The organism is Planococcus citreus (assembly GCF_003664125.1).
GTDB lineage: Bacteria > Bacillota > Bacilli > Bacillales_A > Planococcaceae > Planococcus > Planococcus citreus.
In genome coordinates, this window is sequence record NZ_RCCP01000003.1 from 224880 (window position 1) to 238093 (window position 13214).

At 50.0% G+C, this 13214-nt stretch carries 11 protein-coding genes; 7 read left to right on the plus strand and 4 right to left on the minus strand.

Features of this window, described 5'->3' with window-relative positions; genetic code table 11:
* Positions 1–86: 86 nt before the first annotated feature.
* On the plus strand, positions 87–2174 hold the full coding sequence (locus DFR62_RS11255; RefSeq protein ID WP_121300469.1) for a GAF domain-containing sensor histidine kinase: 2088 nt from the start codon (positions 87–89) through the stop codon (positions 2172–2174).
* A 202-nt stretch (positions 2175–2376) separates the two neighbouring features.
* On the opposite strand, the gene DFR62_RS11260 is transcribed toward DFR62_RS11255, so the two are convergent.
* From DFR62_RS11260 to DFR62_RS11275, 4 genes are all read right to left on the minus strand, one after another.
* The gene (locus tag DFR62_RS11260; RefSeq protein ID WP_121300470.1) at positions 2377–4050 is read right to left on the minus strand and encodes a DUF2207 domain-containing protein; all 1674 of its coding nucleotides are present in this window, start codon (positions 4048–4050) and stop codon (positions 2377–2379) included.
* Between the two features lie 138 nt (positions 4051–4188).
* On the minus strand, positions 4189–5220 hold the full coding sequence (locus tag DFR62_RS11265) for a DUF4097 family beta strand repeat-containing protein (RefSeq protein WP_121300471.1): 1032 nt from the start codon (positions 5218–5220) through the stop codon (positions 4189–4191).
* Positions 5213–5536: a PadR family transcriptional regulator gene (locus tag DFR62_RS11270; RefSeq protein ID WP_121300472.1), complete on the minus strand. Its 324-nt coding sequence runs from the start codon at positions 5534–5536 to the stop codon at positions 5213–5215. The genes DFR62_RS11265 and DFR62_RS11270 overlap by 8 nt, the downstream gene beginning before the upstream one ends.
* Positions 5537–5731: 195 nt before the next feature.
* On the minus strand, positions 5732–7321 hold the full coding sequence (locus DFR62_RS11275; protein WP_121300473.1) for an ABC transporter substrate-binding protein: 1590 nt from the start codon (positions 7319–7321) through the stop codon (positions 5732–5734).
* 223 nt (positions 7322–7544) lie between these two features.
* Here DFR62_RS11275 and DFR62_RS11280 point away from each other — a divergent pair, with 223 nt between their 5' ends.
* The 6 genes from DFR62_RS11280 (at position 7545) to dmpG (ending at position 13163) form a co-directional block, all read left to right on the plus strand.
* Entirely contained in the window at positions 7545–7973 is a 429-nt protein-coding gene (locus tag DFR62_RS11280) for a hypothetical protein (RefSeq protein ID WP_121300474.1), read from the plus strand.
* Between the two features lie 244 nt (positions 7974–8217).
* Positions 8218–9720 (plus strand): 4-hydroxyphenylacetate 3-hydroxylase family protein, encoded by a 1503-nt coding sequence (locus tag DFR62_RS11285; RefSeq protein WP_121300475.1) that lies wholly within the window; start codon positions 8218–8220, stop codon positions 9718–9720.
* A 12-nt stretch (positions 9721–9732) separates the two neighbouring features.
* Complete coding sequence (locus DFR62_RS11290; RefSeq protein WP_121300476.1) at positions 9733–10209, plus strand: flavin reductase family protein; 477 nt, start codon at positions 9733–9735, stop codon at positions 10207–10209.
* Positions 10210–10227: 18 nt separating this feature from the next.
* On the plus strand, positions 10228–11232 hold the full coding sequence (locus tag DFR62_RS11295) for a catechol 2,3-dioxygenase (protein WP_241663101.1): 1005 nt from the start codon (positions 10228–10230) through the stop codon (positions 11230–11232).
* A gap of 12 nt (positions 11233–11244) precedes the next feature.
* Entirely contained in the window at positions 11245–12156 is a 912-nt protein-coding gene (locus DFR62_RS11300) for an acetaldehyde dehydrogenase (acetylating) (RefSeq protein WP_121300477.1), read from the plus strand.
* Positions 12153–13163: a 4-hydroxy-2-oxovalerate aldolase gene (gene dmpG, locus DFR62_RS11305; protein ID WP_121300478.1), complete on the plus strand. Its 1011-nt coding sequence runs from the start codon at positions 12153–12155 to the stop codon at positions 13161–13163. Before DFR62_RS11300 ends, dmpG begins: the two co-directional genes overlap by 4 nt.
* Positions 13164–13214: the final 51 nt, after the last annotated feature.

The window sequence follows — 13214 nt, forward strand, 5'->3', positions numbered from 1 at the left end:
TGAACAGAGTGATCCGAAAAGAAATTTTTAATAGATAGTGGCAGATGAACTCCAACGATCAGTTGGCGGGAATGGAGAGTTATTGTATGGTGAATGATCAATCGCGGTATTCGAGGCTTGCGAACATCACACGCATTGTTAATATGAAACTGGATTTGCATGAAGTTCTGCAGCAAGTCACAATGGCCATTTCGGAGGAAATTGTCCGGTGCGATTCTGTTGGGATTTTTTTGCCGGAAGGCGATGGCACTTACCGTGGCTTTGCGGGAAAACCGGAGATGATGAGCGGCGTAACACTGCAGTCACAAATTATCGATCCGAAAACTGACCCACTGGCAGCGGAATTAATAGAGAAAAGAAAAACCATCTACATAGCGGATACGTCGACAGATAATCGGCCGGATTTGACGCCGGTGGGAGCCTTCCGAATCAATTCCTTATTGGCGCTGCCGATTTCCTCTGAAAAGGAATTCATTGGCATGGTGTTCCTGTTCAATTACGGCATACCGATGAATTTAACGCCATCAGAGATTGAAAGCGTTGAAGCTTACGTAAACATGGCAGCCGTCGCGATCCAAAACGCGAAAGCCCTCAATCAAAAGGAGAAGTTGTTGACGGAAAAGCAACTATTGCTCGACCTCACCCGAGAGTTGTCTTTTTGTTCGACGATTCGGGCAAGCTTGAACGTGTGCTTCGATTATTTGAAACGGGCAGTTGGCACCGGGGATTTTGCCGCACATATCATCAAGCCGTCGAGCGCGAAAGGCAGCACGCCAATTAGGTTTCACGCAGCGGGTGAGGTGGCCGAACAGGACTGGCATGAACATCTTGCCAAAAAGGGCTTAACCGATAATTATGAAGAGCTGATCAAGCGGGCTCTATCAAAGAAAGAGCCAATCCGGGCCGATATGGGTGGTCGCGGGGAACTGCTGCTTCTTCCAATGGTTTCCATGGGGAAAGTGCATGGTATCGTTTCTGCGTCATGTACTTGTGTGGGGGTGAAAAAGGCTGTTGATTTGCCGGTTTCGTTCGCGCAATCCATTATCGATGCCACTGCCCCGGTGTTTTCGAATTTATTGTATATGGATCAATTGGAAGGCATGGTCGAAGAGCGGACGCGTGAGTTGTATGCTGCGAACAAACGGGTCAACAGCGTGATTGAAAGTATCACGGATGGTTTTTTTGTGCTCAATAAAGACTGGGAATACACCTATGTCAACAAGCATCATTTTTTTCCGGGAGGGAAAAAAGTGGAGGAAGTGCTTGGCAAGAACATTTGGGAGGTGTTTCCGCAAACTGTGGGAACCATCACCTATACCGAGTTCCATCGAGCCATGAATGACCGGGTGACAGTCCGCTTTGAAACTCAATCCGATGTGCATGATTTTTGGTTTGAAATTACCGCCTATCCGTTTGATGACGGCATATGCTGTATGTTGAAAGACATCAAAGAGAAAAAGAAATACGAAAAAGAACTGAAAAGGCTCGCCAATATGGATCTGATCGGCCAGATGGCAGCAGGGATCAGCCACGAAATCCGCAATCCGATGACAACGGTACGCGGCTTCCTGCAATTGATGTTAAGCAACGAGCAATTAGAGCCGCACGCCTCCCATTTCAATTTGATGATCGGTGAATTGGACCGGGCGAATGCGATCATCACTGAATTTCTATCGGTCGGTAATACGCAGACTTCCGATATGAAAATGATGAGCTTGAATACCATTCTCGAGGACATTTCCCCGTTGATCAAAATCGATACGTCCAATCAGAACAAACAAATCCGCATTTATACACAGGAAGTGCCGGAATTGTTGTTGAATCATAATGAAATCCGGCAATTGATCATCAATTTATATCGCAATGGGCTTGAAGCGATGGGGGAAGGGCAGACTCTGACCATCGGCACCTATCCGGAAAACGAAAACTTCGTGGTGCTGGCAGTTCAGGATCAGGGCAGCGGCATCGATCCTGCCATCATCGAAAAAATCGGCACGCCTTTCTATACGACAAAAGACGAAGGCACGGGCCTTGGGCTGGGTATCTGTTACGCTGTGGCAGCTCGCCATAATGCGACGATCACTATCGAGACAGGACCCGAAGGCACTATCTTTTTCACGAAGTTTCCGGTCGAACAGGAGCCGGACGGAAAGCTTCCAGCTCTTCGCGACTGACCTCACCCCTCCATAAAGAAAATTCTTCATACAAAGCAAGGGGAGTCTCCAGGCTGTCGAGAAAGTTCGGCAGCTTTTTTGCGCGCCATTCCAGCCGGGCACGTTCCGCTTTTGTTCATAACATCAAGAATGACCTATGTTTCTCAATAGATGCGAAAAGGAGGATGGCAGCTGCCATCCTCCTTTTGCTTTAGCTATCGTTTTAAAACGCGCCCGAGCCGCCGCCACCACCGCCGACTCCGCCTCCAGTCCCGGCCATTCCACCGCCGCTTGCGCTGGCGCTCGAACTGGTCGTGGTGCTGGCCGAGACGAATACGGCCGTCATAAGGATTGGATTCATCGCGAAGCCAGAGACATCGTTTGCCGGCTCAGCGGCTGTGAAGGCATTCGCTTTTCGCTCAGCCGTTTTCTGGTCGCTGCCGAGTAAGTACGCATAAGCACGCTGCTTTTCGTCCATAGTCAGCCGTTCCCATTGCTCGGTCGGCAATTGGTCCATAGCGTTTTTCATGCTGCGCCATTCGTAGCGCACACGGTGGCCTTCGGGCGTGATCGGCGAATAGCCAATCGCAAACCCAAGAGCGAGCATTGCAAGCGCAATAGACAAAGCCATCCATGGCAAGAGCCCGTAAATGCCTGAAACGATGGCGAGGCCGATGAAGACCGCGCTCAGAATGCCGACCGCCCAGCGCAGGCCGACGTGTTTTTCATAAAAGTCGTGAGCCGTTACTTCGGCTTTTACTTCTTTATTCCACTCGGCGGTTGCTGCGTTGTAGTCTTCGTGATTAAGTTCATTTTTCGTATAGATCTCAACTTGTTCAAGCGTGAACTCCTGGCCATCTCCGATTGTATCGAACAATAGCCCAATCAATACTGCTTCATGCGGGTGGTCGGTACTGCGGTCGGCCAGTTCGAAATGTTCTTCCGAGAGTTGGCGAATCTTGCCTTTTCTCATCAAATCCAAAATCGCCGCTGACATGCCGTTCGCCGCTACATAGCTCGGGTTCGTAAAATGAAGCAGGGCGGGAATGCTCATTGAGCCTTCAGGTACGAAAAATTCATAAGTGCCGCTTTGGACACTTCGTTTACGTCTCGACGCCTTCAGCCAAGAAAATAGCACGAGCCCGATGAGAAGCGCGCCAAGTATCACGATGGCGGGAATCCCAGCCGATTTCGCGATTTGTTGGTTGCGGGCGAACGCTGCTGCCTCGTTTTCGAGTTCTTCACGGTCATCCGCGAGCTCATCGCGCACCGTACCGTCTTGCGCTGTGACACCAGGGAACAATTCTGGTTCAAAAATTGCGCGGATATCTGCATTTTTTTCGGATGGTACATTGCCTAAATCGAAAACCGCGGTGCCGTCTTCCGTAACGTTCGAGGTATCAAACGCCTCGCCGTATCCAAGCGCTTCGGTTTCTGTTGCCGGGGCAGGCGGGATGACTGTAATCGTCATATCGCCGTACTCGCTTTCGTTGCTTGCATCAAAGAACGGCCAGTAAAACTCGGCGCCGTCTTCAAACTTCTCGACAGCCCCGACGATCCGGTAGTTCAGTTCGACTTGGATCGAATCGCCGTCATTGCCCGAGCGGTAGATTTTGTACAGGCCGTCTTCGGCTTCCACTTCCAGATCCCGACGGCTGTCGCTTGCCGTGAAATCCTCGATCGACGTTCCTTCTTTTGGAATCAAGCTTCTCGTGATGCCATTAAACTCATCTTCGAATTCATACGTGAATTGTTCCGTGACATCTGCCGTACCGTCTTCATTCAACTGGGCTTCGATCTGCACTTCCATAATATCGAAATCAACTGCAAACGCCTGGACCGGGACGAGCAGCAAGAAAATGAACAAAACGAATGCCAACACTTTTTTGTTCTTCACGATTCATCACCTCTTGTATAGCAGTACGGATGAGAAGGGAGAAGGTTTCATATCAGGACGCAGCCGGTTGGATGAAATGAAAAACCAGGCGGGGAAGAAGTTCCCTGCCTGGTTTCCATTCGTGCATCAATCGCTTATTCAATTAACTAATTCAACCGTGATGCTGCCATTATCCGACTGCAAATCCACCGCATTCTCTCCGCTGCCGAAGACGCTGTGTCGGTTTTTTATGCCGAATACGGAAACGGTTCCCCAATCGACATTCGCGCGGATTGTCGCATTTTTTGGCTGCGCCTGGGTCTCGACCGAGATGGCGCCATTGTCGGTTTCGAGGCTGATTGTGCGGTCAAGGTCCGCAGTCGACAAGCGAATGCGCCCGTTGTCGGTTTTCGCGCGGACATTGCCTTTGATGTCTTTCAAGTCGATGGCGCCGTTATCCGTTGACGCATGGAGTTCATCTGCCTGGATGTCCCGCAGCTGGAGCTGTCCGTTGTCGGTGCCGACTTTCAGTTTCTTTGCCTGTACATGTGCCAATTCGATATCGCCGTTGTCCGATTCGACATTCGCTTGGTCCGCCGTGATGTGCGTAAGCTCGATGCGGCCGTTATCGGTTTCGATGGACAACTGGCGGCTGTCGAGTCGCTCGCCAGTGATCATGCCGTGGTCGGAATCGATTTGGATTTTGTCATACAGTTTCTTTGGCAAGCGGACGTCTAGCTTCGGTGATTTCATGCTGCCGGTAAAGCTGAAGATGCCCCATTTTCTTGGCTCTTCTTTCAAGGTGATGACGAGCGTCCGGTTGAGGATATCGACATTCAGCTGCTGGCGGTAGCTTTTATCGGTGATGTCGGCATGCATCTTGCCGTCTTCTGAAGGAGCAATCGTCAGTATGCCATTATCGATTTGGATATCGACTTGATCGAATTTATCTTCTGTCAGTTCATTCGCCGCCGCACTAATATCGCTTTGATTGAAATCAAACGACTCGATCAGTTCATCGGCAATTTCCTGCGGCGAGTCGAGTTCATCGGCGATTTCGCTATCGGTTTTGCCATCTGCCTTGCCGTTCGCAAAATACTCGCGGATGTCTTGGAGAATATCGTTCTGTTCTTCTTTCGGCAATCGTTTCAACGCTGTTTCAAGTTCTTGCAAAAATTGGTTTTCAGTCATTTTGCACACCCTCTTCAATTAGTTGGTTGACCCCATCCGTGAAACTTTTCCATTCTTTGAGCTGTTCCTGTAAATACGTACGGCCGAGTTCGGTGAGCGAGTAATATTTCCGCGGCGGGCCTTCGCTTGATTCCTGCAAGTAAGTGGTGAAATAGCCTTCTTTTGTGAGCCGCCGCAGCAGGGGATAGACGGCGCCTTCCGAGATGGCGATGCGGCTCGAGATTTTCTGGACGAGTTCATAGCCGTAGCGGTCTTGTTTATCCAACAACACCAGGACACATAAATTCAACACGCCTTTTTTAAACTGGATGTTCATCTGAGTTTCCTCCTTTCCTAGCTAGTATTTTATAAACAGTAGTGATTAATGAATAATATATCATCTAGTATTGTTCAATGCAAGGTACTGTGTAGAATTAATTGAAAATTATTTTTTCTTTGCTCAAATAGCTGTCTATAAACATAAAAAAGCTGGCTCCCATTATGTAGAAAGGGGAGCCAGCTGGTAAGGCAATTATTCAAAGTCGATTTCCGAAGTCATGACACGTCCTGTCGGGTGCGGGTCAAAGCCGGTGATATTGTCTTTGCCTGCAAGCGACGGTGACGTATGGACGAGCGGGATGATCGGTGGATCTTCGTGCAGGATGACTTGCGCTTCACGGTATAATTCATTGCGCTCTTCCTGGTCAGTGATGATCCGCGCTTGGTCCAATAAGGCGTTCAGTTCCGGGTTATCGTATTGCGTCGAGTTGGTCGAACCGACATTGTCACCGTGCAAAAGCGTATAGATGAAATTGTCCGCATCGCCGTTCATGCCGGTCCAGCCGAGCAGGAACGTATCGGCTTCACCATTGATCGCTTTTTCGATATACGTTGCCCATTCAAACGTGACGATTTCTGCATCGACGCCGATATCGGCAAAATTGGACTGGAGATATTCAGCGACCTTGGCGCCGTCTGGCATATACGGGCGCGATACCGGCATCGCGTAGAGTTCCATGCTGAATCCGTCGGGGAGCCCAGCTTCAGCCAGCAATTCTTTCGCCCGTTCCGGATCGTAAGCGTACGGTTCGATATCATCGTTGTAGCCTTCAACAGCAGGCGGGATGACGTTTTTCGCCGGAATCGCCCCTTCGCCGAAGAATGCCTCGACCATCGCTTCTTTATTCACTGCATGACTAAGCGCCTGGCGGACGAGTGGATCGTCGAACGGTTCATGCGTCAATGTCATGCCGAGGTAGCCAAGGTTGAGAGGGGGACGGGAATAAAGCTCGAGCCCAGCTTCTTCTTCAATCTGCTCATGGGATTCGGAATCCAAACCGGCGACCAGATCCACTTCGCCGCTCAGCAAGGCATTGAGACGGGAAGAGTTGTCCGGGATTGTGCGGAAAATGATTTCTTCCAACTTCGGCAGGCCATCAACCCAGTAATCGTCGTTTTTTTCCAGGGCAATCCGCTCATTCGGCAACCACTCCTGGAACGTAAACGGGCCGGTGCCTACCGGATTGCTTCTATAATCATCTCCGGACTCTTCAATCGCTGCGGGGCTGGAAATCGACATAGGCGTCAGCGCCAAATCTTTCAAAAGCGTTGGCTGCGGCCGGCTTAATTGGATTTCGACCGTGAATTCGTCGACGGCCGTGACGGATTCGATATTATGGGCTTCGTCGCCTGCATAGCCGCCGAATACTGTGCCGTACATCGGGAAGCTGTCACCGCTTCCGTTCATCCAGCGATTGAAGTTAAAGGCGACGGCGTCTGCATTAAAATCTGTTCCGTCGTGGAATTTCACGCCTTCACGGAGCGTAAAGGTATGGGTCAGCCCATCGTCTGATTCCTGCCATTCGGTCGCAAGCATCGGTTCGACAGTCGTCCCGCCTTCCGCGAAAGTCGTCAATGTTTCGAGTATGCTTTGCGCAACATTCTCGGATTCGTTATCCGTCACTTCAGAAGGATCGAGCGAGACCGCATCGCCGCCGCGTGCGAAAATGAGCGTATCTTGTTCAGCCGATTGTTCGCTTCCGGAATCACCACCGGAACACGCTATCAAGAGAAAGGGGGACATAGTCAACAAGGCAAGCATTTTCGTGGATCGTTTAATCATTGAAACACTCCTTTTGTGGGATCGAGTAGAGAACGATAAAGCTATGTAACTACCCCAGAGCCTCCTTTCGGGAATTGACGGATTAATTTAGCGTAATGAAGTGCATGTATTTTAGTATAATAGAAGAAAGTTTGGTTATGTGATTATTATAAATATTTAGTCATTTTATACTAGACTGGTAAACACCATACTTATCGACAGGATAAGGGAAAGAAGGGGACTTTTGAATCCATGGCCATTTCTATTGATCAGTTGGGGGACACTCATTGCAGGAAATATCGCCTTGATCGTATTCTTCAAGAAAAGCACGACGACCGAAAACAAAGCACTGTTCCAGACCAGTGCCACGCTGCTATTCGCAGCTGTCATGTATATGGCACACGCTGCCTATGATGTAGTCTATCCGAATGAAAGCTTTGAACACACAATCGGCTTATCGTTAGGGCTGCCGCTCGCGTGCATCTTTTTCTTCAGTTTGATGGCGCTCGGCTTTATGGGGTTGGCAGAAGTCAAAAACCAGCCGAGGAATTTGCTGACAGTCACTTCGCTATTGTCGGTGACGTCTCTTTTCCTGCCATTCTTTTTCTTTATTCTCGGCGCCACGCCCCTCGCGCTTGCCGGCTGGAAATTATACAAGAAAATAAGGAAGTAGTTATGAATAAGAACAATAATTTCTGAATGATTTTTTTAGCACCGGGCAATCCATTGCCCGGTGCTTTTTTCTTGTTTACACACATTATTTAAAGATTTAATATTCAGTATTTTTTGAACACTTTATGTCAGTTGCAAGGAATTTTCTCGACAGTTGCTGTTATTGTTAGCGTTTTCATTACGCTATATAGTTTGAATCAAATGTATGGCCTACATTATCAAACTTAACGAAACGGAGTGATTTCATGTTTACTGGAGAACAATATCTGGAGAGTTTACGGGACGGCCGAGTGGTGTACCTGAATGGTGAAAAAATCGATGATGTGACGACGCACCCAGCTTACCGGAATTCAGCTTTGTCTTATGCACGGATGTACGATGCGCTGCACGACCCGGAAAAGCAGGACGTACTGACGACGATCAACGAATACGGTGACCGGACCCATCGGTTCTTCAGCACTCCACGTAATGCAGAAGATCTCCTTGGCGCACGTGATGCCATTGTGGAATGGTCGAAGCTGAACTACGGATTCATGGGCAGAACCCCCGACTATAAAGCATCGTTCCTTGGGCATCTCGAAGCGTATTCGGATTATTATGTAGGCTTTGAAGAAAACGCGAAAGCTTGGTATAGAAAAGCGGGACGCGAGATGCCTTTCGTCAATCACACAGTTATCAATCCTCAGATGGATCGCTCGAAATCACTTCATGAAAACAAGGAAGTGTTCGTGCGGGCTATTGAAGAACGGGACGACGGCATTGTCGTCAGCGGTGCGAAAATGGTCGGAACGGCTGCAGCGCTCACGAATTATAATTTCGTCGCCAACTACGGGCCGAAAGAACTTGGCGAAGGGGATACGAGCCATGCGCTGATCTTCCTTGTGCCGATGAACGCACCGGGCTTGAAGATGATCAGCCGCCAGTCATATGAATTAAACGCGAAGACGAATGGCTCGCCGTTTGATTATCCGCTGTCCAGCCGCTTTGATGAAAACGATGCTGTCATTGTTCTTGATAATGTCTTTATCCCTTGGGAAAACGTCCTGGCCTACAACAACGTGGAAGTTTCCAACGGTTTCGTGCCGGAGACGCATTTCGTCAACCGCTTCAGCTTCCACGGCTGTGCACGCCTTGGGGTCAAGCTCGATTTCATGACAGGTCTTTTGATGAAAGCGACTGAAGCCTCTGGGACTCATCAGTTCCGCGGTGTGCAAGCAAATATCGGTGAAGTGGTAGCACTTCGCAATATGATTTGGAGCTTGTCGGACACAATGGCAATGAATCCGGATGTTGGGCGCAACGGTACGCCAATCCCGAACGGAGTCGCGGCAGCTGCTTACCGCGTACTGGCTCCCGAAGTATGGGTAAAAGTGAAGAAAATCTTTGAACAGGTTGTTGCTGGCGGGTTGATCCAGTTGCCATCGAGCTCCGCAGATTTCCTGAACCCGGAGATCCGCCCGTATTTGGATCAATATTACAAAGGGACAGGCGTCACTGCAGAAGAACGCGTCAAATTGCTGAAAATGGTATGGGATGCGATTGGTACCGAGTTCGGCGGCCGCCACGAACTGTATGAAGTGAACTATGCAGGAAATCATGAAAATATCCGCCTGGAAGCGATGTACCATTCAATCGGATCGGGTAACGCGGAATCATTTAAATCTTTTGTTGATGAAGCAATGAGTGACTATGACTTGAATGGCTGGACAAACGAAGTGTGGAAAGAAAAAGTTCCTACAACAAATTAAGGAGGGCTCAATATGGATAGTCGTGAATTCCGCAACGCAATGGGTAAGTTCGCCACTGGGGTAACGGTAATCTCTACGGATGTTGAAGGTGAATACCATGGCATGACAGCCAATGGCTTTATGTCCATATCGCTCAATCCGGCGCTGGTCGCCGTGTCGATCGGTGAACGTGCACAAACGCTGCAATTGATCAAAGCGAGCGGGCGTTTCGGCGTCAGCGTCTTGTCAAAAGAACAAGTGAATATCTCGAAGCAATTCGCGGGGCAGATTCCGAGTGATGGCACATTCAGTTTTTGTGAAGAAAACGGGTTTCCGCTTGTCAAGGGCTCACTCGTCCAAGTCATTTGCACAGTCGAACAGGAAGTGCTCGCAGGGGATCATACGATCTTCATCGGGCGGGTTGAAAAAATGCTCGTAAAAGACGGCGATCCATTGTTGTTCTCATGCGGCAAATATGCAGAACTGGATCCGCAATATGCGGTCCTTTAATAAAGGGAGGAACTGAACATGACAAACGAAATGACACGCCAATCCGAAGAACCGATTTTTGATGTCGCCCAAATCGTCCACGTCGAAGTATTGTCTCCAACGCCGAAAGAAACAGTGGCATTCTACACGGATATGCTTGGTATGGAGATCGTTGACCAAGTCGAAGAAAAAACTTACATGCGCGCTTATGAAGATAGCTATAAGTACTCCCTGATCGTAACGGAAGCTGAAGAGGCGGGACTTGGCCATGTAGCTTGGCGCACGACTTCACCGCAAGCTTTGGAACGTCGCGTAAAAGTGCTCGAACAGAGCGGGTACGGCCTCGGCTGGTCGGAAGAAGAATATGGCCAAGGCCCCGCCTATCAGTTTACAACGCCGGACGGCCATAAAATGGAAGTGCTCTGGGAAGTGGAATATTACGAATGCGACGAAGCCAAACGCTCGAAGCTTCTGTCCCGCAGCCAGAAGCGCCCATTATACGGTGTGCCGGTCCGGCGGCTCGACCACATCAACTTGATGTCGAGCAATCCTGAAGCAGATACGAAATTCCTCGTTGAAACGCTCGGCTTTAAGATTCGAGAACAGATCAAAGATAATGACCATGTCATCGGTACTTGGAACAGTGTTTCCAACCTGGTACATGAAATTGCCTTTATGCAAGAACCGAACGGTGTCAAAGGGAAACTTCACCATGTCTGCTATTGGTATGGCATTCCACAAAACTTATACGATGTCGCAGACCTGTTAAAGGACCACGGCCATTTCATTGAAATCCCGCCGAACAAGCACGGCGTCAGCCAGGCGTTCTGCATGTATGCTTACGAGCCGGGCGGCAACCGCGTCGAATTGTTCGGAGATGCTGGATACTTGATCATGGATCCAGACTGGAAAACGATTACGTGGCAGATGAAAGACGTACCGGGCAACGGTGATACATGGATCGGCGCAGTCTTCCCGGATTCATTCTGGACTTACGGCACGCCAGCTCCTGCAACTGTCCCGTTAAAAGTAGCCGCTGAATAAAAGGAGGATCCCATGGGAAAAATCAAAGCAGCAATTCTCGGGTCCGGAAACATCGGAACCGACTTAATGTATAAAATCCTGAAGACTGACGGGGCTATGGAACTGGCATTGATGGCCGGTATCGACCCGGAATCCGAAGGCCTAAAACGCGCAGCGGAAGCAGGGATTTCTACCACGGATCGCGGCATCGATGGCGTGCTGGAGACAGAGGATATCCGCATCGTCTTCGATGCGACAAGTGCGAAAGCCCATATGGCCCATGCACCGCGCTTGAAAGAGGCAGGGATCATCGCGATTGACCTGACACCGGCAGCGGTTGGGCCGTATGTCGTGCCGGCGATCAATCTCGGCGACCACCTTGAAGTAGATAACGTCAATATGATTTCCTGCAGCGGCCAGGCGACAACACCGCTCGTCTATGCAGTAAACCGTATCGCGCCGGTGAAATACAGCGAAATCATCGCGACCATTTCCAGTGTGTCGGTAGGGCCCGGAACACGGCAAAATTTGGATGAATTCACGATGACAACAGCAAATGCCTGCCAGAAAATCGGCGGTGCGGACACAGCCCGCGCCGTGCCGATCATCAACTCAGCAGAGCCGCCGATCATGATGAACAACACGGTCTACGCAGTCTTGCATAAAGAAGCAGACGAGGCGGCGGTCCTTGAGTCCATCGGAAAAATGGTCGCGGACGTGCAGCGTTATGTGCCCGGCTACCGTTTGAAAGCGAAGCCGTATATCGATGTCCGGCATACGCCGTGGGGCGAGTTGCCGACGGTGATCATTTTGAACGAAGTCGAAGGAGCTGGGGATTTCTTCCCGAATTATGCCGGGAACCTCGATATCATGACGGCAGCGGCACAACAAGTCGGCGAACAATTCGCCAGCCATTTGCTGAAAAAAGGAGGCGTGATTGTATGAAAGCGCCGATCATTACCGATACGACATTGCGTGACGGGTCTCATGCAGTCAGCCATTCCTTTTCACCCGAATTCGTCGCTTCTGTCGTCAGCCAATTAGCGGAAGCACACGTGCCGGTGATCGAAGTGAGCCACGGCTCGGGGCTTGGGGGCTCGACAATCCAGCAAGGCTTCTCCACCCATGACGAATGGTCGCTGATCGAACAGGCCGTGGCGAATAAGGGCGGTTCGAAAATCGCCTCGCTCTTCGTCCCGGGGCTTGGCACGAGACCGGAAATCATCAAAGCGGCAGAATATGGAATCGACATTCTCCGTGTGGCCGTACATTGCACAGAAGCGGATGTCACGCAGCAATACTTCGAACAGGCGAAAAACAGCGGGCTCGGCACAGTCGGTTTTCTCATGATGAGCCATACCCAGCCTGCACAAGTACTTGCAGAGCAAGCGAAACTAATGGAAAGCTATGGAGCAGACTGTGTCTATGTTGTTGATTCTGCCGGGGCACTTGTTCCGGAAAGTGTCCGGGATCGCGTCGCTCGCGTGAAAGACAGCATTTCAATCAATGTCGGCTTCCATGCCCACAATAACTTGGGGCTATCCATCGGCAATACAATCGCTGCAATCGAAGCAGGAGCCGACCAGATCGATGGCACATTACGCGGCCTTGGCGCAGGCGCTGGCAATGCACCGACAGAAGTCTTGGTAGCTGTATTGAATAAAATGAATATCGAAACCGGTATCGATTTGACAGTATTGATGGACACGGCAGAAGAGATTGTCGCTCCTGTCTTCAAATATCCGCAAATACTCGACCGCGATAATATCGCTACCGGCTATGCGGGTGTCTATAATAGCTTCCTGCTTCACGTGCGGGAAGCGGCAGAGAAGTTTAATTTGAACCCTGTCGCCATCATTGAAGAACTCGGCCGCCGCCATGCGGTAGCTGGCCAGGAAGACTGGATCATCGATGTGGCCCAGGATCTTAAAGCGAAAGAATTAGTGAAATAAAAAGGCGGCCGTTGAGTGAATTTAACGGCCTTTTCCTTTAGAAGAAAGGAC